The organism is Streptococcus rubneri (assembly GCF_004785935.1).
Classification (GTDB): domain Bacteria; phylum Bacillota; class Bacilli; order Lactobacillales; family Streptococcaceae; genus Streptococcus; species Streptococcus rubneri.
In genome coordinates, this window is the sequence record NZ_SRRP01000002.1 from 102460 (window position 1) to 122181 (window position 19722).

The window sequence follows — 19722 nt, forward strand, 5'->3', positions numbered from 1 at the left end:
ATATATTACAAATTAATAAATATTTTATAAAAAATGGAGTATTTGTATAAAAAGGGAGCCTACGTTCGGGATTTCTGGCTGATAGTGCTGGAAAGCTCCTCAAATAGCATGAAAGTCAATCGGACTAGTTTTCATATAGAGCTAAAAGTGATAGAATAGAAGGCAAGAAAGTGGAGAAAACTAGATGCCGAAAGAAGAACCTTTAACAGGGGGCCAGGTTATTGCCCTTACAAAAAAATACTTGTCGGGAGAGGATGTTGCATTTGTAGAAAAAGCTCTCCTTTATGCAGTCGACTGCCATAGTGGGCAATTCCGTAAATCAGGTGAACCCTATATCATCCACCCTATTCAAGTTGCCGGCATTTTGGCAAAATTGAAGTTGGATGCTGTGACGGTTGCCTGTGGTTTTTTGCACGACGTTGTCGAGGATACAAACGCGACCCTAGATGATTTAGAACGTGAATTTGGGCATGATGTCCGAGTGATTGTTGATGGAGTGACCAAGCTCGGGAAGGTCAAATACAAGTCCCATGAAGAGCAGTTGGCAGAGAACCACCGCAAGATGCTCATGGCCATGTCTCAGGATATCCGTGTCATCTTGGTCAAGCTAGCAGACCGCTTGCACAACATGCGGACTTTGAAGCATTTACGCAAGGACAAGCAAGAACGGATTTCCCAGGAAACCATGGAAATCTATGCACCGCTAGCCCACCGTCTCGGGATTTCCAGCGTCAAGTGGGAATTGGAAGATCTATCCTTCCGTTATCTGAATGAAGTCGAGTTCTATAAAATTTCCCATATGATGAAGGAGAAGCGTCGCGAGCGGGAAGCCTTGGTAGAAGAAGTTGTCCAAAAGATCGAGTCCTATGCGGCAGAACGCCACCTCTATGGGAAAATCTATGGTCGTCCTAAGCATATCTACTCCATCTACCGCAAGATGCAGGATAAGAAGAAACGCTTTGATGAAATCTATGATTTGATTGCCATTCGCTGTATCCTGGAATCACCGAGCGATGTCTACGCCATGCTGGGCTATATCCACGAGTTGTGGAAGCCTATGCCAGGCCGTTTCAAGGACTACATCGCCAATCGGAAGGCCAATGGTTACCAGTCCATCCATACCACTGTTTACGGTCCAAAAGGTCCCATCGAGTTCCAGATCCGTACCAAGGAAATGCACGAGGTTGCTGAGTACGGGGTTGCGGCACACTGGGCTTATAAGAAAGGAATCAAGGGCCAAGTCAACAGCAAAGAATCGGCTATTGGGATGAACTGGATCAAGGAGATGATGGAACTCCAAGACCAGGCGGATGATGCCAAGGAATTTGTTGATACTGTCAAAGAAAACTATCTAGCCGAAGAGATTTATGTCTTTACCCCAGATGGAGCGGTTCGTTCTCTTCCAAAGGATTCTGGACCGATTGACTTTGCCTATGAGATTCATACCAAGATCGGGGAAAAAGCGACTGGTGCCAAGGTTAATGGCCGTATGGTTCCTTTGACTACCAAGCTGAAAACGGGTGACCAGGTTGAAATCATCACCAATCCAAATTCATTTGGACCAAGTCGTGACTGGCTCAATATCGTCAAGACCAGCAAGGCCCGCAATAAGATCCGCCAATTCTTTAAGAACCAAGACAAGGAACTCTCGATCAACCGTGGACGAGAGTTGCTCATGGCCCAATTCCATGAGCATGATATGATTGCCAACAAGTTCATGGATAAGAAGCACATGGACAAGGTCTTGCAAAAGACCAGCTACAAGACCGAAGAGGCCTTGTTTGCGGCCATCGGTTTTGGAGAAATCGGAGCCATCTCTGTCTTTAATCGTTTGACGGAGGAAGAGCGTCGAGAAGAGGAAAAGGCCAAGGCGCGTGCAGAAGCTGAGGAGCTGGTCAAAGGTGGCGAAGTCAAGGTTGAAAACAAAAAAGACACCCTCAAGGTCCGCCATGAAGGTGGCGTGGTCATCCAAGGGGCTTCTGGTCTCTTGATCCGGATTGCTAAGTGTTGCAATCCCGTCCCAGGAGATACAATTGTCGGTTACATTACCAAAGGACGTGGGGTTGCCATTCACCGTCAAGACTGTATGAACCTGCGGGCTCAAGACAACTACGAGCAACGCTTGATCGACGTCGAGTGGGAAGACAATAACACGACCAAGGATTACATCGCCCATATCGATATCTACGGCCTCAACCGTGCAGGCCTTCTCAATGATGTCCTTCAAGTCCTCTCCAACACGGCTAAGATGATCTCAACTGTCAATGCCCAACCAACCAAAGATATGAAATTTGCCAATATCCACATTTCCTTCGGGATTCCAAACCTGTCTATGTTGACAACGGTTGTGGATAAGATTAAGAGTGTGCCGGAGGTGTACTCTGTTAAGCGTACCAACGGCTAATCGGCTGCTCAGTTATCTTTTATTGCTTCGTTAGCTCGCCTCGCCGTACTTCAGTACTGTCTTCGTCTCGCTGCCTTGCCCTAAAAGCAACTGAACAGCCTTTGGTTTTCGGATAGTCTGTCTGAGTCTCACTGCCTTGTCTGATGTCGATTTTCTTTGAAGATTGAGGAGCGTGGTCAGAACTCTTTTATTGCTTCGTTAGCTCGCCTCGCCGTACTTCAGTACTGTCTTCGTCTCGCTGCCTTGCCCTAAAAGCAACTGAACAGCCTTTGATTTTCGGATAGTCTGCCTGCGTCTCACTGCCTTGTCTGATGTCGATGTTCTTTGAAGCTTAGTGGTGAGCCCAATAGATTGTATAAATAGGATAATAAGATGAAATTAGTAATTCAACGGGTCAAAAGGGCCTCGGTTTCTATTGACGGTCAAGTTTATAGTCAGATTCAAGAAGGACTTCTTCTCTTGGTGGGAGTGGGTCCTGAGGATGACCAGAAGGATTTGGAATACGCAGTACGAAAGGTCACGCAAATGCGAATTTTCTCGGATGAAGATGGGAAGATGAATTTATCTGTTAAGGATATTCAAGGAGAAATCCTCTCGATATCTCAATTTACCCTCTTTGCCCAGACAAAAAAAGGCAATCGTCCAGCCTTTATTGGGGCGGCCAATCCAGAGATGGCCAGCCAGCTCTATGATGATTTTAATGATTTGTTGGAAACGGAAGTCCCTGTCAAACGAGGGGTCTTCGCTGCAGATATGGCAATCGAACTCATCAATGATGGGCCAGTGACCATCATCCTCGATACGAAAAATCCATAGAAAAACATGCTCTTCATCAAAGGGCATGTTTTTCTATGTAAAGTTGTTGGGCAATCAGGTGATTGATCTGGATGTCTTGGTCTTTGATCTGGAGCTGATAGAGGCCAGTGTAATCGTCGTAGCCTTTGAAGAGAATGTCATCTCCAATGGTCAGCTGGATCTGGTCTAAAAAATTCAGCAATTCAAAGCTATCCTGGACTCTTCGCAAACGAAAGATTCCCGGTTCGCTGACATCACTCAAACGGTCCTGGTAAGCCTCGATGAGAAGTTTTCCTTTCGGTGGAATGGTTCCTCCGTGGGGGCAGGTCTTAGGATTGTCTAACATCTGGTCAAGTTTATCGATAAAGCGGTCGGAGACAGTATGTTCGAGCACTTCAGCTTCTTCATGGACTTCTTCGGTCGTATAGCCCAGTTTTTTGAGCAAGAACACTTCGATCAAGCGGTGCTTGCGAAAGAGATCAGAAACCGTTTGGAGGCCGAGCTCGGTAAGCAGATAGCCGTGGGTCTTGTCCTTGATGAGGAGATTCTCCGAGATCATGCGTTTGACCATCTCAGTCACGGCTGGAGGCGAAACCTGCATCCGGGCCGCAATCTCTTTGTTACTAATTTTTTCATGTTGCGTGCCGATTTCATAGATGCACTTGAGGTAATCTTCTTTATTTGGTGTCATAGGGTCCTCTTTTCTTCGCTTCATCTAGTATATCAAAAAAAGCGTAAAATGGCTTGGCCAGTGGATAGGAATTGTCTGGGAGGGAGAAAGATGATAGTATAGAAGCATAAACCAAGAGCAATGTGGAAAGGAGGGTGCAAATGCAGCGACAGGAATTGGAAAAACTGGGTTGGACGACCAGAGGTCTCAGCTACTTAGAAAAACGACTGCAGTCTTGCGAAGATGAAGCAAGAAGGCAAGACTGTTACCGCTCTGTCTTTGTCTTTGCCAGCCCTCTTTTCCAAGAGATGTGGCAGAGAGAACTGCAAGGGTTGACGGCAGGTCGTGCCCAGGCCCTCTTAAGAGGGATCATGCACCTCTGTCTCATGCCACGGGATTTATCGGGGACCTGTGAGGAGGCTGCCTTCTTATTGAAGCGGTTCTGGCCAGATTGCCCCCCTCATTCATCTTTTTGGTCCTCTTTTTCAAGAGTGGTCCAAGTAGCTTTTGCTCAGGAACCATTAGCTAGCAAAGAGGGAGACCAGCTCTTAAAACGCCAGATCCACCAGTTCCGATACCTGCTCTCTGCCTACCAGGCCCAGTGGATTCGGGAGAATTATGCCAGAGCGGGGCAGACTGATGAAGAGGCGCTACAAGCTTACTTGCAGGAGACAAAAGGGATCAAAATCGATGCTTATGCGGCAGCTCGTCTCCATAATAAGGTCTATGTAGATCAAGACGGCCAACTCGCCTTCCCATCTCGTGCTCAGGCCCAGTTGAATTTTAAGATCTTACTCAACTTTCATACAGAGTATATCCTGGATCAGGGTGGCCAGTTTCTCAACGAAGTGGATCCGAATCAGATTTCTGAAAATGGCATTGTCAATGGAGCCAGTTTCAACTATGGCTTAGCCAGAGGCCATGCCCATAAGGACTTGGATATCGATCCCGTCAAACCGTGGGATCCAGCTTTTCGCAAGAAGGTTCTCTATCAGCAAGGTGTTCGCTATCTAGCCCCGAAGAATGACCGCGGAGAGCAGGGCTATTGGAGTCGGAAGGGAACCTTTGCACAAGGAGGCAAGAGCTACAAGCAACAGGTAGCACGGCGCGTGCGGAGTTTCCTCAGAGGCATCCCACGCTTACGTTGGCGAGTCCTCCTCCAGAATGGACTCCATCGGATTTTATAGTAGTCCTCTTTCGGATTGAAGACAAAGGCCTCTTAGAAGCTCACCTAAGGAAAGTCTCTGAACAGATTTTGTAGATATAGAAAAGAGGTCACAGACCTCTTTTTCGTTTAATCAAGTGCTTTGACGGCTTCGATTGCAGCCTCGTAATTGGGCTCACTGTTGATGTTGTCGAGGTATTCAACGTAAGTGACCTTGTTATCCGCATCTAAGACCAAGACAGCGCGCGCGAGCAAGTGCCATTCATTGATCAAGAGGCCGTAGGATTTTCCGAAGGAATGGTCGAAGTAGTCTGAAAGCATGATGGCATTTTCGATCCCTTCTGCAGCACACCATTTGCCTTGGGCGAAAGGAAGATCGACAGAGACGGTTAAGACCACAGTATCTTCCAGGTCAGATAAGGCTTGGTTGAAGTGACGTGTTTGAGTGGAACAGATACCTGTGTCAATGGATGGGATCACGCTGAGGACTTTTTTCTTGCCAGCAAAATCAGCCAAAGATTTTTTCTCCAAGTTAGGGGTGGTCAGTGAAAAGTCGTGAGCAGTATCGCCAACTTGAAGTTGAGAGCCGGTAAAGGTAACAGGGTTTCCTAAAAATGTTGTCATAGTAAAGACTCCTTTTTTCTTTTCATTGTACATCAATGAAAGAGGGAGGGCCACTCATTTGACTGGAAAATCATTTCGAGCCAGGAACCTTATTTGTTCAAACCTTCTGCGATTTTCTCTAAATTCCATTTCATCATGCTGTAGTAGCTGTCGCCTTCTTCCCCTTCTTTGGCAATCGAGTCAGTGAAGATTTTTGCAAAGATAGGGATATTGGTATCCTTAGACACAGTTTTCATAGGTCGTTCATCGACACTGGATTCGACAAAGAGGGACGGTACTTTGGTTTGACGCAATTTCTCTACCAGCGTTTTGATTTGTTCGGGTGTCCCTTCTTCTTCCGTATTGATTTCCCAGATATAGGCAGATGGGACGCCGTAGGCTTTGGAGAAGTACTTGAAGCAGCCTTCGCTGGTCACGATCATCTTCTTATCCTCTGGGATGTTCTTGAATGCTTGCTTGGCTTCTTGGTCTAGCTTACTGAGTTTTTCAGTATAGGCTGCTAGATTTTTTTCGTAGAAGTCCTTGTTTTTTGGATCTTTGGCGATCAATTGTTTGGCAATGTTTTTAGCGTAGATGATTCCATTTTCGAGATTGAGCCAAGCGTGAGGGTCTTCTTTTCCAGCTTGGTTTTGGCCTTCTAGGTAGATGACCTCTACGCCATCGCTGGCAGCGAAATAGTCCTTGTTTTCTACTTTATTGGCATTTTTGACCAATTTAGTAAACCAAGCATTGCCACCGGTTTCGAGGTTGATCCCATTGTAGAAGATCAGGTCTGCTTGTGAAGTTTTTTTGACATCTTCTGGGAGTGGTTCGTACTCGTGGGGATCTTGACCGACAGGAACAATACTGTGTAGCTCGATTTTATCCCCCGCGATATTTTTGGTGATATCGGCAAGGATGGAGTTGGTGGTAACCACCTTCAATTTATCGGATGAGGACTTGGAAGAAGAGTCTTTGCTACAGGCCATAAGACCAAATAAGAGTGCCACAAAGAGGGCGAGGACAGAAGTGATTTTTTTCATGTGTTTCTCCTTTAATGAGGCGAAAGAGCGTGCTTGTTCTTTCTCTGCTTAGGAGCGATAAAGAAGCTGATGAGAAAGAATATTGCAGAAGTGAGGACAATACAAGACCCGACGGCGATGTTGAAGCTATAGCCAATAAAGAGTCCCAGGATGGATGCAAGAGCACCTAATCCCGATGAAAGGAGCATCATGGACCAGAGGCTATTAGCATAGAGATAGGCTGTCGCAGCGGGTGTGATGAGCATGGCGACGATGAGAATGGTCCCGACACTCTGCATAGCAGTGACAGAAACCAAGGTCAAGAGCACCATGAGGAGGTAGTGATAGATCTTGACCCGGACGCCCATGGATTGAGCCAGAACAGGATCAAAAGATGTGAGCAGTAAGGGTCGAAAGAGCAGGCAAATCACCAGCAAGACCGCCACCCCAACACCGATGGTTATCCACATATCCTGGTCTTGTACGGCCAAGATATTCCCAAAGAGGATGTGGAAGAGGTCGGTGGAACTTTTAGCGACTCCGATCAGAATGACTCCTAAGGCGAGGAAAGAAGAAAAGGTAATCCCAATCGCAGTGTCGCTCTTGATGATGGAGTTGCTCTTGATATAGGTGATCAGGATGGAAGCTAAAAGCCCGAAGGCAATGGCGCCAATAAAGAAATTGATGCCCAGGATAAAGGAAAGGGCCACACCTGGAAGGACCGCGTGTGAGATGGCATCTCCCATGAGAGACATGCCTCGCAAAATGATGAAACATCCGACTGCACCAGCGACGATCCCGATGGCAATAGCTGTAATGAGAGCATTTTGGAGGAAATGAAATTGTTGTAATCCATCGATAAATTCTGCAATCATCTGATTTCACCTCCTATAAAAAGTTCATGACCGTAGGCTGCGTGAAGATTCTCTTTGGTAAAGGTTTCTTCTGTTTTCCCAAAAGCAATCAGTTTGCGATGAAGGAGCAGGATCTGGTCAAAATAAGCTGGGACCTTGCTCAGATCGTGATGGACGATCAGGATGGTCTTGCCTTCCTTTTTCAAGGTTTGGAGTGTCTGCATGATGATGTCTTCGCTGACAGAGTCAATCCCAGCAAAGGGCTCATCCAAAAAGATGACATCTGCTTCTTGGACCAAGCAGCGGGCGATTAGGACCCGTTGGAATTGCCCTCCTGAAAGTTGGCCAATCTGGCGATCCGCTAGATCAAGAAGATTGACAAGTTTCAAGGCATTTTCCACTTTTTTCAGATCCTCTTTGCTTTTTCGCTTGAAGATCGAAAGATGGGGGTAGAGTCCAAGCGAGACACACTCCCGCACCGTGATGGGGAAGTGGAAATCAATAGCGGTCTTTTGTTCGACGTAGGCCACCCGTTGAAGAGCTTGGCCGAGATCTTTTTGATCGAGCAGGACCTTTCCCGAATGAGGGAGAAGTCCTAGCATGGCCTTGATCAGGGTTGATTTTCCAGCTCCGTTGGGTCCAAGAATGCCTAGGATGGTTGGACCCTGGATGGTGAGGGAAAGATCCTCCAAGGCCAGTGTTTGCTGGTAAGCAACACTTAGATGTTGAATTTGAATCATGATTTTACTCCTTTAACATTAATATACATGAATGAAAAAATTAAGTCAAGTTAATTTTTGAAATAATTTAGATTAACTCGCTTGTAATCATTGAAAAATAGACCTATTTTTGATAAGGTTAATAGAAAAGAATGAAAGTGAGAAGATCATGGTACGTTTACAAGATGATTTTTATGATTACGTCAATGGGAAATGGGCTGAGACAGCTGTGATTCCAGATGACAAACCGTCAACCGGTGGTTTTATGGACTTGGTCCAAGATATCGAAAACTTGATGTTGGATATCACTGGGAAATGGCAACAAGGAGAAGAATTGCCTGAAGACAGCATTCTGCAAAACTTCGTCAAATACCATAAAATGGTGGCAGATTTTGATGCGCGAGAAGCAACTGGTGTGGCTCCAGCTATGCCCTTAATCAATGAAATCAAGGCTCTGACTTCTTTTGAAGACTATACCAGCAAGCTGGGAGCCTATGAACTAGCTGGCAAACCAAATCTCATGCCATTTAGCGTGTCACCAGACTATATGAATGCCCAAATGAATGTTTTGTGGGGAGAAGCACCGGCTCATATCTTGCCAGATACGACCTACTATGAAGAAGGTAACGAAAAAGGTCCAGAATTACTAGCTATCTGGCGCCAAATGATGGAAAAACTCTTACCAAAATTTGATTTCTCAGAGAAAGAAATCAAAGATATCCTGGATAAAGTCATCGCGGCGGATGCAGAATTGGCCAAATATGTCTTGTCAAATGAAGAAAGATCCGAGTACAACAAACTCTACCATCCTTATGAGTGGGCAGATTTCAAGGCCTTGGTTCCAGAATTGCCACTCGATACCTTCTTTACAGAAGTGATCGGACAAACTCCGGATAAAATCATCGTGCCAGAAGAGCGTTTCTGGAAGGAATTTGCACCAAAATACTATTCAGCAGCCAACTGGGAAACCATTCATGCAAGATTGAAACTCAGTGCAGCCGTAGATTGGACTTTATTCTTGACCGAAGAAATCCGTGTCTTGGCTGGTGAATATGGTCGTACGATTGCAGGTATTCCAGAACCTCGTCCAAAAGAAAAGGCGGCCTTGTCATTAGCAGAAGTACCTTATAGCCAAGCGCTTGGACTCTGGTATGCAGGCGAAAAATTCTCACCAGAAGCGAAAGCAGACGTAGAGCATAAAGTAGCGACCATGATTGAGGTCTACAAGGATCGTCTGGAAAAAGCAGACTGGCTCGCTCCTGAAACTCGCGAAAAAGCTATTGTCAAGCTCAATGTCATCACACCGCATATCGGCTACCCTGAAAAATTACCAGAAACATACGCCAAGAAGATCATCGACGAGAGCAAGACCTTGGTGGAAAATGCTCAAGCCCTTTACGAAATTTCCATTGCCCATACTTGGAGCAAGTGGAACCAACCAGTCGATCGGAGCGAATGGCACATGCCAGCTAATATGGTCAATGCCTACTATGATCCGCAACAAAACCAAATCGTCTTCCCAGCAGCGATCTTACAGGCGCCTTTCTACGACCTTCACCAATCGTCATCAGCTAACTACGGTGGAATCGGTGCAGTCATCGCCCATGAAATCTCCCACGCCTTTGATACCAATGGCGCTTCCTTTGACGAGCACGGTAGTTTGAAAGACTGGTGGAAGCCAGAAGATTACGAAGCCTTTACCGCTCGGATCCAAAAGGTTATCGATCAGTTTGAAGGTCAAGACTCTTACGGTGCTAAGATTAACGGGAAATTGACCGTTTCTGAAAACGTGGCAGACCTAGGAGGAATCGCTGCAGCCCTTGAAGCCGCTAAGAAAGAAGCAGACTTCTCCGCAGAAGAATTCTTCACCAACTTTGCTCGCATCTGGCGCATGAAAGCTCGGACAGAGTACATGCAACTCCTCGCAAGTGTCGATGTCCATGCACCAGGAAAACTCCGTACCAATGTCCAATTGCCAAACTTTGACGAATTCTTTGAAACCTTTGATGTCAAAGAAGGAGATGGCATGTGGAGAAAACCAGAAGATCGTGTAATTATTTGGTAAACTAAGATAGGAGAGACGATTCTGTTTACCGAAACTTCCTGCAGAAAAATAGGAAATCAATGCCGCATTCCATGAATGCCAATTGATTTATCTTTTTCCAAAGGAAGTAGTCTCAACTTCAGTTAAGCAATTGATTGATTTTCTTGATCGCTCGTGAAAAAAACTAAAAATCCCCGAAGCCATGTTTCAACTGACTGAAACTAGCTTTGGGGATTTTTGAGTGGATTAGAAATAACAGTGAATGTCATGATCTAAAAAAACTTGCTGGTAGTCATATAAATCTTCTGGATGCAGAGCCTTTATTCCTTCCATTTCATAGCGACGTCCTAAAAGCTTGTATTTGTTTTCTCCAAACTGGTGAAATGGGAGAAGCTGTACTTCATCAATGTTTAAAGAATTAAAAAGAGAAGCAAATTCTTCAGCATCGTTTAAAGAGTCATTGAAATTAGGGATGACTGGAATACGTAAAACGATTGTTTTGTTTTGAGCAAAGGCATAATGAATATTTTTAATAATCAGATGATTGTTGACTCCGACAACCCTCTTATGTTTAAGTGTATTGTAATGTTTAAGGTCTGTATAAATAAAATCGACATACTGAATGAGATCGACAAATTTTTCATGTTCAACAAAAGCTGTCGTTTCGATTGCAGTATGAAGTCCAACTTCTTTCGCAGCTTTTAAGATAGATTTGGCAAATTCAAATTGAGCAAAGATTTCTCCACCAGACAGGGTAAGGCCACCACCAGATTCTTCATAGAAGTCAACGTCTTTTAAGACATCATCTATGATTTCTGTGACTGTTTTTTCTTCTCCCGTGATAGTTTCCTTTTTAGTAACAGCATCTAACATTTTTTCAGGATTTGCACGCTGGGATTCAGGATTGGAGCACCATGGACAACGCAGGGGACATCCTTTTAGAAATACAGTAGTTCGGATGCCAGGGCCATCATGGATACTAAAGTGTTGGATGTTAAAGATAATGCCACGATTTTGTTCCATATTTTGCTCTCCTATCAATCTAGTAAGTCTATTATACATTATTTAAGAAACTAATTCAATTACGAACGAAAGTTTATTTTGTTTTGAATTCACTCGAAAATTTGCTAAAATAGAGAAGAGGTAAAAACAATGCAACGTTTAGATGAAATATTGAAATTAGTATCGGAGTTTGAAAAGATTGATGTTAATAGCTTGTCGGAGAAATTACAAGTCTCTAAGGTGACTATTCGAAAGGATTTGGATAAGCTGGAATCAAAAGGATTATTGCATAGGGAGCATGGCTATGCAGTTTTAAATAGTGGAGATGATATCAATGTTCGATTGTCCTTTCAATATGATACCAAGAAAAGAATAGCCCGGGAGGCCGCTAAATTAATTAAGGATAACGACACTATTCTGATTGAATCAGGCTCTACGTGTGCCCTACTAGCGGAAGAAATTTGCCAAACAAAAAAGAATGTCAAGATTGTGACAAATTCTTATTTTATTGCAGATTATATTCAGGAATATGATTCCTGTAAAATCATATTACTGGGTGGTGAGTTTCAAAAAGAATCGAGAGTGACTGTAGGTCCGCTTTTGAAAGAATTAATTCGCTCGTTTAGAGTTCCCTTTGCTTTTGTAGGGGTTGACGGATATGATGATGAACTTGGCTTTACTGGGAAAGATATGATGAGAAGTGAAGTTGTTCAAGCTATGTCCGATGTTTCTAAAGAAGTGATTGTCTTGACAGATTCAAGTAAATTTGAGAAATGTGGGACTGTCAGACGATTTGCACTTTCACAAGTTTCTAGAGTCATTACGGATAAGAACTTATCTCAAGAAGCAAAAGAAAAACTGGAGAACTCACAAACAATTTTGACATTAGTATAGGGAGGAGACGCCAATTGAAAGATGAACGGAAAAAGTTACTTGCAAAATTAGCCTATTTATACTATGTTGAAGACAAAAGTCAGTCGCAGATCGCGGCAGAAACTGGAATCTACCGTACAACTGTCAGCAGAATGTTAGCGGAGGCTAAAAAAGAGGGAGTTGTAAAAATTGAAATTGAAAATTTTGATACTCGCCTCTTCCATTTAGAAAATTATATCAAACAAAAATATGGCTTGAAAGCTATCGAGATTATCCCAAATCTAGTTGATGAGCCACGAGAAAGCCTTGAAAAGCGGCTAGCGCAAGCAAGTGCTGTCATGCTTCGAAATTTGATTGAAGATGGAATGACAGTTGGTTTTTCATGGGGCAAGTCTCTCAGATTAATGGTGGAACAAGTTGGAACTAAGCGTTTGGATGGTGTTCAATTTTATCCCCTAGCTGGAGGTCCAAGTCATATCCATGCCCGCTACCATGTCAATACTCTAATCTACAGTATGGCGAGTAAATTTCATGGAGAATGTCATTTTATAAACGCGAGTGTCATTCAAGAAAATTCTGAGGTAACGGAAGGCATCTTATCTTCTAAGTATTTCGAGGACTTGAAAGCTAGTTGGCGTTGTTTGGATGTTGCGGCTGTAGGGATTGGTGGCTATGCAGATAGCAAGAATCCTCAGTGGTTTGATATGCTAACAACAAATGATTTTAAGAAATTGGAGTCGGAACATGCTGTAGGAGAAGTCTGCTGTCGTTTCTTTGATCAAGAAGGTATCCCTGTTTATCCTGAATTACAGGAAAGAACAATATCTATCACATTGGAGGAATTGAGAAAGGTTCCGAATACCATCTCGTTAGCCTACGGTGATCAAAAAGCAAAAGCAATTTTATCGGTTTTAAAAGCCAACTATATCAATCATTTAGTCACAGATGAAGCGACAATCTTAAAAGTTTTAGAATTAGATGGTGATCAGCAATTTACTAAAAAATAGGACAGCAAGGATGCAGTCCTTATTTTTTTGAGTTGAACAGCACAAATGTGCAAAAACCAAAAACAATAATCAAATGTTGTAGTTTTTATTGACCGGCAAAAATATAAATGGTATATTGACAATAGAAAAAGCGCTTTCATTAGATTTACAAAGGAGTGTAGTGCACATGGAAATAATTGTTGCAGACCAAATTATTATGGGCTTAATTTTAAATGCGGGTGATGCTAAACAGCATATTTACCAAGCTTTATCATATGCTAAGGAGGGTGATTTTACATCTTCTGAAGGCGAAATTGCAAAAGCAGATGCAGCATTGCTAGAAGCGCATAACTTGCAAACAAAATTTTTAGCCCAAGAAGCAGGTGGGACAAAGACAGAGATTACAGCTTTGTTTGTGCACTCACAAGATCACTTAATGACTTCAATCACAGAGATCAACTTGATTAAAGAAATGATTGACTTACGTAAAGAACTTTCAGCGAAACAATAAGGAGGAAAAAGAAAATGAAAATTGGATTGTTTTGTGCAGCAGGATTTTCAACAGGGATGTTGGTAAATAATATGAAGGTGGCAGCTCAGGAATTAGGCATTGACGCTGAAATTGAAGCATATTCTCAAGCGAAATTAGCAGATTTTGCTCCAGAAATAGATGTCGCTTTGTTAGGGCCACAAGTAGCTTATACTTTGGATAAATCAAAAGCAATTTGTGAAGCAAACCATATTCCTATTGCTGTCATTCCTATGGCAGATTATGGAATGCTAGATGGTAAGAAAGTATTAAACCTAGCCCTAGAATTGCTAGGAGAAAAATAAGGAGGCTTCTCATGTCTAATTTTAATTCTCAGAAAATTATCGCTCCAATCATGCGATTTGTAAACATGAAAGGAATCATTGCTCTTAAAGATGGGATGTTAGCAATACTGCCACTAACAGTAGTTGGTAGTTTGTTCTTAATTATTGGGCAATTACCATTTGAAGGGCTTAATCAAGCCATTGCTAGTGTGTTTGGGGATAATTGGATCGAACCTTTTATGCAGGTGTATTCTGGAACATTCGCTATCATGGGGCTAATTTCTTGCTTCTCCATTGGTTATTCTTACGCTAAGAACAGTGGAGTAGAACCCTTGCCAGCGGGAGTTTTGTCCCTGTCTTCATTCTTTATCTTGTTAAAATCTTCTTATGTACCAGCTAAGGGAGAACCGATTGGCGATGCCATTGCAAAAGTATGGTTTGGTGGTCAAGGGATTATCGGGGCCATTATTATTGGTCTGGTAGTTGGTGCAATTTATACTGTGTTTATCCAAAGACACATTGTTATAAAAATGCCAGAACAAGTACCTCAAGCCATTGCCAAACAATTTGAAGCGATGATTCCTGCTTTCGTGATTTTCTTACTATCAATGATTGTCTATATCGTATCAAAAGTAGTGACAAGTGGCGGTACCTTTATTGAAATGATTTATGATGTCATTCAGGTTCCTCTACAAGGTCTCACAGGATCACTTTACGGAGCGATTGGGATTGCTTTCTTTATTTCATTCTTGTGGTGGTTTGGTGTTCATGGCCAATCAGTTGTCAACGGTGTAGTAACAGCCTTGCTACTTTCTAACCTAGATGCAAATAAATCAATGTTAGCGGCTGGGAATTTATCTGTTGAAAATGGTGCCCACATTGTTACCCAACAATTTTTAGATAGCTTCCTTATTTTGTCCGGATCAGGTATAACCTTTGGGTTGGTTGTTGCCATGCTATTTGCTGCTAAGTCAAAACAGTATAAAGCTTTGGGGAAAGTTGCAGCATTTCCTGCAATCTTTAATGTCAATGAACCCGTCGTATTTGGATTTCCAATCGTAATGAACCCAGTTATGTTCCTTCCATTTATTTTGGTTCCAATTTTGGCTGCAATAATTGTTTATGCATCAATTGCTATTGGATTTATGCATCCATTCTCAGGTGTGACTCTTCCTTGGAGTACACCAGCCATTATATCTGGATTTATGGTTGGAGGTTGGCAAGGAGCAGTAGTTCAAGTACTTGTTCTTGTGACCTCGACAGTTGTATACTTCCCATTCTTTAAATTCCAAGATAATCTTGCCTATAACAATGAATTACAAGCTGAAAAATAGTGCGTTTATTAGGTATGCACAGATGTGCGACTAGAATAGAATTTATATGTATAATCCATAATTCATTGAAATTCGTAAAATTTAATGCTACTATAGTTACGAAAGAAAACAAAATAATTTCAAAAGAAAGGTTTTGAAAAAATGAAACAAGTAGAAGTAGCAAGTACAAGCATTAAAACAGAATATTTTGGAAGCCTCACTGAACGCATGAATAAGTATCGTGAAGATGTCTTAAACAAGAAGCCTTACATCGATGCTGAACGTGCTGTTCTTGCAACTAAGGCATATGATCGTTATAAGGAACAACCAAATGTTCTTAAACGTGCCTATATGTTGAAAGAGATTCTTGAAAATATGACAATCTATATTGAGGATGAATCCATGATTGCTGGAAACCAAGCATCCTCTAATAAAGATGCTCCAATTTTCCCAGAATATACTTTAGAGTTCGTTCTGAAGGAATTGGATCTTTTTGAAAAGCGGGATGGTGATGTCTTCTATATTACGGAAGAAACGAAAGAACAGCTCCGTAGTATAGCACCGTTCTGGGAAAATAATAACTTACGTGCAAGAGCTGGAGCTCTTCTACCTGAAGAAGTATCTGTCTATATGGAAACAGGATTCTTCGGTATGGAAGGGAAGATGAATTCAGGAGATGCTCACTTAGCAGTCAATTATCAAAAATTATTGCAATATGGCTTGAAAGGTTTTGAAGAAAGAGCTCGCCAAGCTAAAGCAGCCCTAGATCTAACGGATCCAGCTAGCATTGATAAGTACCATTTTTACGATTCTATCTTTATCGTAGTTGATGCAGTGAAGTCTTATGCCCAACGATTTGTAGAATTAGCTAAACAACTTGCTGAAACAGCAACTCCTGAACGCAAGAAGGAATTGCTTGAAATTGCAGAGATTTGCTCAAAAGTTCCATATGAGCCTGCAAGTACATTTGCAGAGGCTGTTCAGTCTGTTTGGTTTATCCAATGTATTCTTCAAATTGAATCAAATGGTCACTCACTTTCATATGGACGTTTTGACCAATATATGTATCCATACGTTAAAGCTGATTTGGAAAGTGGACGGGAAACTGAAGAGAGTATTGTTGAACGCTTGACCAACCTTTGGATCAAGACTATTACAATTAACAAAGTACGTAGTCAAGCACATACCTTCTCATCTGCAGGTAGTCCGCTTTATCAAAACGTTACGATTGGTGGTCAAACACGTGATAAGAAAGATGCCGTCAACCTATTGTCTTATTTGGTGTTGAAGTCAGTTGCTCAAACTCACCTTCCTCAACCAAACTTAACTGTTCGTTATCATGCTGGTCTGGATGCCCGCTTCATGAACGAATGTATTGAAGTTATGAGGCTCGGATTTGGTATGCCTGCTTTCAATAATGATGAGATTATTATTCCATCCTTTATTTCAAAAGGTGTTCTTGAAGAAGATGCTTATGATTACAGTGCAATTGGTTGTGTAGAAACAGCTGTTCCAGGTAAATGGGGATATCGCTGTACAGGTATGAGTTATATGAACTTCCCTAAAGTTTTGCTCATTACGATGAATGACGGAATCGATCCTGCTTCTGGCAAGCGCTTTGCACCAAGCTTTGGTCATTTTAAAGACATGAAGAGCTTCGATGAATTGCAAACTGCTTGGGACAAGACTTTGCGCCACTTAACCCGCATGAGTGTGATCGTAGAAAACTCTATCGACCTATCTCTTGAAAGAGAAGTGCCAGATATCCTCTGTTCAGCTTTGACAGATGACTGTATTGGACGTGGAAAACACCTAAAAGAAGGTGGAGCTGTCTACGATTATATTTCTGGTTTACAAGTGGGTATTGCAAACTTATCCGATTCACTTGCAGCAATCAAGAAACTGGTATTCGAAGAAGGACGCTTAACGCCACAAGAGCTATGGCATGCTCTGGAAACCGATTACGAGGGCGAACGTGGAAAAGAAATCCAAGAGATGCTTATCCATGATGCACCGAAGTATGGAAACGATGATGACTATGCGGACAGCTTAGTTCGAGAAGCATACGATATTTATGTGGATGAAATTGCTAAATATCCAAATACTCGATATGGACGTGGGCCAATCGGAGGAATTCGTTACTCAGGTACATCTTCTATTTCAGCCAATGTAGGACAAGGTCGTGGAACATTAGCTACTCCGGACGGTCGTAATGCCGGGACTCCACTTGCAGAAGGATGTTCTCCATCCCACAATATGGATCAACATGGCCCAACATCTGTTCTAAAATCTGTCTCTAAATTGCCAACAGATGAAATTGTTGGTGGTGTTTTACTGAACCAAAAAGTAAACCCACAAACTTTAGCCAAAGAAGAAGATAAATTAAAACTTATTGCTTTACTCCGTACGTTCTTTAATCGTCTACATGGATACCATATTCAATACAATGTGGTTTCTAGAGAAACGTTGTTAGATGCTCAAAAACATCCGGAAAAACACCGTGACTTAATTGTACGTGTTGCTGGCTACTCAGCCTTCTTCAATGTACTATCAAGAGCAACACAAGATGATATTATTGGACGGACAGAGCATACTCTATAGTAAAGAGGTATGTATATGGAATTTATGCTTGATACTTTAAATTTAGATGAGATAAAAAAATGGGCACGAGTGTTACCCCTTGCTGGGGTAACTTCGAACCCAACAATTGCTAAAAAAGAAGGGAACATTGATTTTTTTGATCGTATCCATAAGGTGCGGGAAATCATCGGAGGATCTCCTTCCATCCATGTTCAAGTTGTCGCAAAAGATTATGAAGGAATTTTAAAAGATGCGGCCGAAATTCGAGAACAATGCGATGAAAATACCTATATTAAAGTTCCAGTAACACCTGAAGGACTTGCTGCAATTAAAGTGTTAAAAGCAGAGGGTTACAAAATTACTGCAACAGCAATCTATACTGTTTTTCAAGGACTGTTAGCTATTGAAGCAGGAGCCGACTATTTAGCACCTTATTACAATCGTATGGAAAACTTAAACATTGATTCAGCTCAGGTTATTTCTCAGTTAGCGAGTGCCATAGAGCGTAATCATTCATCAAGCAAAATTCTAGCAGCTTCCTTTAAAAATGTGGCTCAAGTTAATCGAGCATTTAAAGAAGGAACACAAGCAATTACGGCAGGGGCAGATGTCTTTGAAGCAGCTTTTGGAATGCCTTCTATTGCAAAAGCAGTAGATGACTTCGAGGCAGATTGGTCAGCCGTTCATCATAAGAATACAATTTGATAAAGGAGGAGTGTATGAGAAATTTTGCAAGCCCATCCCGTTACATTCAAGGTGAAAATGCTTTATTTGAAAATGCAAAACCTATTTTAGAACTGGGGAGTCATCCCGTTTTACTCTGTGATTCAGTAGTCTATGATATCGTCGGGGAACGTTTTGAAAAGTATCTCCTTCGGTATGGCTTTACAGTCTTGCCAGTGTTCTTCAACGGTGAAGCTTCTGATAATGAAATCAATCGTGTGGTCAGTCTGGCAGAAGAAAATGGCTGTGACTTAGTCATCGGACTTGGTGGAGGAAAGACCATCGACAGTGCAAAAGCCATTGCTGATCTTTTAAAATCACCAGTCGTCATTGCTCCAACCATTGCCTCTACGGATGCTCCGGTTTCAGCCTTGTCTGTTATTTATACGGATGAAGGTGCCTTTGCTCGCTATATCTTCTATTCTAAAAACCCAGAATTGGTCTTGGTAGATAGTAAAGTCATCTCTCAAGCACCAAAACGTTTGCTTGCTTCTGGTATCGCAGATGGCTTAGCGACTTGGGTTGAAGCGCGTGCAGTAATGCAAGCCAACGGAAAAACCATGCTAGGCAAACACCAAACTCTAGCTGGTGTCGCGATTGCGCAACGTTGTGAAGAAATCTTATTTGCAGACGGTCTCCAAGCCATGGCTGCTTGTGAAGCTAAAGTGGTAACGCCTGCTCTTGAAAACATCATCGAAGCCAATACCCTTCTCAGTGGGATTGGGTTTGAAAGTGGTGGCTTGGCAGCAGCTCACGCCATCCATAATGGCTTTACGGCCCTCACTGGGGACATCCATCATTTGACTCACGGTGAAAAAGTAGCCTATGGAACCTTGGTTCAATTGTTCTTGGAAAACCGACCAAAAGAAGAATTGAACAAATACATTCGTTTCTATCAACAAATTGGTATGCCAACGACTCTGAAAGAAATGCATCTTGAAAATGCAAGCTACGAAGATCTTCTCAAGGTTGGCCAACAAGCAACCATTGAAGGAGAAACCATCCATCAAATGCCATTCAAGGTCCAAGCATCTGATATTGCTCAAGCCATTGTAGCAGTTGATGCTTATGTCAAGTCCTTAGGCTAATCAAAGAAATATAGAAACCATCGTCTGTTGGCGATGGTTTTTTTGATGGTTGTTTGTTTTCTGTGATC

The 19722-nt window shown here is 42.4% G+C and carries 18 protein-coding genes; 12 read left to right on the plus strand and 6 right to left on the minus strand.

Annotation, left to right across the window (positions count from 1 at the left end; genetic code table 11):
* Positions 1-184: 184 nt before the first annotated feature.
* The gene (locus tag E5S68_RS08700; protein WP_135783201.1) at positions 185-2404 is read left to right on the plus strand and encodes a RelA/SpoT family protein; all 2220 of its coding nucleotides are present in this window, start codon (positions 185-187) and stop codon (positions 2402-2404) included.
* 372 nt (positions 2405-2776) lie between these two features.
* Complete coding sequence (dtd, locus tag E5S68_RS08705) at positions 2777-3220, plus strand: D-aminoacyl-tRNA deacylase (RefSeq protein WP_135783202.1); 444 nt, start codon at positions 2777-2779, stop codon at positions 3218-3220.
* A 16-nt stretch (positions 3221-3236) separates the two neighbouring features.
* On the opposite strand, the gene E5S68_RS08710 is transcribed toward dtd, so the two are convergent.
* Positions 3237-3890 carry a metal-dependent transcriptional regulator gene (locus tag E5S68_RS08710; protein WP_135783203.1) on the minus strand — a complete coding sequence of 218 codons (654 nt, stop codon included), beginning with the start codon at positions 3888-3890 and terminating at the stop codon, positions 3237-3239.
* A 140-nt stretch (positions 3891-4030) separates the two neighbouring features.
* Between E5S68_RS08710 and E5S68_RS08715 the strand changes: the two genes are divergently transcribed.
* Complete coding sequence (locus tag E5S68_RS08715; protein ID WP_135783204.1) at positions 4031-5056, plus strand: DUF3114 domain-containing protein; 1026 nt, start codon at positions 4031-4033, stop codon at positions 5054-5056.
* 107 nt (positions 5057-5163) lie between these two features.
* Here the strand turns inward: E5S68_RS08715 and tpx are convergent, their stop codons facing one another.
* From tpx to E5S68_RS08735, 4 genes are all read right to left on the minus strand, one after another.
* Positions 5164-5658 (minus strand): thiol peroxidase, encoded by a 495-nt coding sequence (gene tpx, locus E5S68_RS08720; RefSeq protein ID WP_135783205.1) that lies wholly within the window; start codon positions 5656-5658, stop codon positions 5164-5166.
* Between the two features lie 89 nt (positions 5659-5747).
* Entirely contained in the window at positions 5748-6680 is a 933-nt protein-coding gene (locus E5S68_RS08725; protein WP_135783206.1) for a metal ABC transporter substrate-binding protein, read from the minus strand.
* 11 nt (positions 6681-6691) lie between these two features.
* On the minus strand, positions 6692-7534 hold the full coding sequence (locus tag E5S68_RS08730; RefSeq protein ID WP_135783207.1) for a metal ABC transporter permease: 843 nt from the start codon (positions 7532-7534) through the stop codon (positions 6692-6694).
* A complete protein-coding gene (locus tag E5S68_RS08735) occupies positions 7531-8253 on the minus strand; it encodes a metal ABC transporter ATP-binding protein (protein WP_135783208.1) in 723 nt (240 codons plus the stop codon). The genes E5S68_RS08730 and E5S68_RS08735 overlap by 4 nt, the downstream gene beginning before the upstream one ends.
* 148 nt (positions 8254-8401) lie before the next feature.
* Here E5S68_RS08735 and E5S68_RS08740 point away from each other — a divergent pair, with 148 nt between their 5' ends.
* Positions 8402-10297 carry a M13 family metallopeptidase gene (locus E5S68_RS08740; protein WP_135783209.1) on the plus strand — a complete coding sequence of 632 codons (1896 nt, stop codon included), beginning with the start codon at positions 8402-8404 and terminating at the stop codon, positions 10295-10297.
* A gap of 225 nt (positions 10298-10522) precedes the next feature.
* On the opposite strand, the gene E5S68_RS08745 is transcribed toward E5S68_RS08740, so the two are convergent.
* Complete coding sequence (locus tag E5S68_RS08745) at positions 10523-11299, minus strand: glycyl-radical enzyme activating protein (protein WP_135783210.1); 777 nt, start codon at positions 11297-11299, stop codon at positions 10523-10525.
* 129 nt (positions 11300-11428) lie between these two features.
* On the opposite strand from E5S68_RS08745, the gene E5S68_RS08750 reads away from it, so the two are divergent.
* From E5S68_RS08750 to E5S68_RS08785, 8 genes are all read left to right on the plus strand, one after another.
* Positions 11429-12172, plus strand: a complete 744-nt coding sequence (locus E5S68_RS08750) for a DeoR/GlpR family DNA-binding transcription regulator (protein WP_135783211.1) — start codon at positions 11429-11431, stop codon at positions 12170-12172.
* Between the two features lie 14 nt (positions 12173-12186).
* Entirely contained in the window at positions 12187-13158 is a 972-nt protein-coding gene (locus E5S68_RS08755) for a sugar-binding transcriptional regulator (protein WP_135783212.1), read from the plus strand.
* 166 nt (positions 13159-13324) lie between these two features.
* Entirely contained in the window at positions 13325-13648 is a 324-nt protein-coding gene (locus E5S68_RS08760) for a PTS lactose/cellobiose transporter subunit IIA (RefSeq protein WP_135783213.1), read from the plus strand.
* 14 nt (positions 13649-13662) lie between these two features.
* The gene (locus E5S68_RS08765) at positions 13663-13971 is read left to right on the plus strand and encodes a PTS sugar transporter subunit IIB (RefSeq protein WP_123159800.1); all 309 of its coding nucleotides are present in this window, start codon (positions 13663-13665) and stop codon (positions 13969-13971) included.
* 11 nt (positions 13972-13982) lie between these two features.
* On the plus strand, positions 13983-15284 hold the full coding sequence (locus E5S68_RS08770) for a PTS sugar transporter subunit IIC (RefSeq protein ID WP_135783214.1): 1302 nt from the start codon (positions 13983-13985) through the stop codon (positions 15282-15284).
* Between the two features lie 141 nt (positions 15285-15425).
* Entirely contained in the window at positions 15426-17864 is a 2439-nt protein-coding gene (locus E5S68_RS08775; protein ID WP_135783215.1) for a glycyl radical protein, read from the plus strand.
* A gap of 15 nt (positions 17865-17879) precedes the next feature.
* A complete protein-coding gene (locus tag E5S68_RS08780) occupies positions 17880-18548 on the plus strand; it encodes a fructose-6-phosphate aldolase (RefSeq protein WP_135783216.1) in 669 nt (222 codons plus the stop codon).
* Positions 18549-18562: 14 nt separating this feature from the next.
* Positions 18563-19654, plus strand: a complete 1092-nt coding sequence (locus E5S68_RS08785) for a glycerol dehydrogenase (protein WP_048788743.1) — start codon at positions 18563-18565, stop codon at positions 19652-19654.
* Positions 19655-19722: the final 68 nt, after the last annotated feature.

What these genes read in the sequence shown, in the direction of transcription:
- E5S68_RS08700 (WP_135783201.1), top strand. Translation starts at nt 185, where the DNA reads ATGCCGAAAGAAGAACCTTTAACAGGGGGCCAGGTTATTGCCCTTACA.
- dtd (WP_135783202.1), top strand. Translation starts at nt 2,777, where the DNA reads ATGAAATTAGTAATTCAACGGGTCAAAAGGGCCTCGGTTTCTATTGAC.
- E5S68_RS08710 (WP_135783203.1), bottom strand. Translation starts at nt 3,890, where the DNA reads ATGACACCAAATAAAGAAGATTACCTCAAGTGCATCTATGAAATCGGC.
- E5S68_RS08715 (WP_135783204.1), top strand. Translation starts at nt 4,031, where the DNA reads ATGCAGCGACAGGAATTGGAAAAACTGGGTTGGACGACCAGAGGTCTC.
- tpx (WP_135783205.1), bottom strand. Translation starts at nt 5,658, where the DNA reads ATGACAACATTTTTAGGAAACCCTGTTACCTTTACCGGCTCTCAACTT.
- E5S68_RS08725 (WP_135783206.1), bottom strand. Translation starts at nt 6,680, where the DNA reads ATGAAAAAAATCACTTCTGTCCTCGCCCTCTTTGTGGCACTCTTATTT.
- E5S68_RS08730 (WP_135783207.1), bottom strand. Translation starts at nt 7,534, where the DNA reads ATGATTGCAGAATTTATCGATGGATTACAACAATTTCATTTCCTCCAA.
- E5S68_RS08735 (WP_135783208.1), bottom strand. Translation starts at nt 8,253, where the DNA reads ATGATTCAAATTCAACATCTAAGTGTTGCTTACCAGCAAACACTGGCC.
- E5S68_RS08740 (WP_135783209.1), top strand. Translation starts at nt 8,402, where the DNA reads ATGGTACGTTTACAAGATGATTTTTATGATTACGTCAATGGGAAATGG.
- E5S68_RS08745 (WP_135783210.1), bottom strand. Translation starts at nt 11,299, where the DNA reads ATGGAACAAAATCGTGGCATTATCTTTAACATCCAACACTTTAGTATC.
- E5S68_RS08750 (WP_135783211.1), top strand. Translation starts at nt 11,429, where the DNA reads ATGCAACGTTTAGATGAAATATTGAAATTAGTATCGGAGTTTGAAAAG.
- E5S68_RS08760 (WP_135783213.1), top strand. Translation starts at nt 13,325, where the DNA reads ATGGAAATAATTGTTGCAGACCAAATTATTATGGGCTTAATTTTAAAT.
- E5S68_RS08765 (WP_123159800.1), top strand. Translation starts at nt 13,663, where the DNA reads ATGAAAATTGGATTGTTTTGTGCAGCAGGATTTTCAACAGGGATGTTG.
- E5S68_RS08770 (WP_135783214.1), top strand. Translation starts at nt 13,983, where the DNA reads ATGTCTAATTTTAATTCTCAGAAAATTATCGCTCCAATCATGCGATTT.
- E5S68_RS08775 (WP_135783215.1), top strand. Translation starts at nt 15,426, where the DNA reads ATGAAACAAGTAGAAGTAGCAAGTACAAGCATTAAAACAGAATATTTT.
- E5S68_RS08780 (WP_135783216.1), top strand. Translation starts at nt 17,880, where the DNA reads ATGGAATTTATGCTTGATACTTTAAATTTAGATGAGATAAAAAAATGG.
- E5S68_RS08785 (WP_048788743.1), top strand. Translation starts at nt 18,563, where the DNA reads ATGAGAAATTTTGCAAGCCCATCCCGTTACATTCAAGGTGAAAATGCT.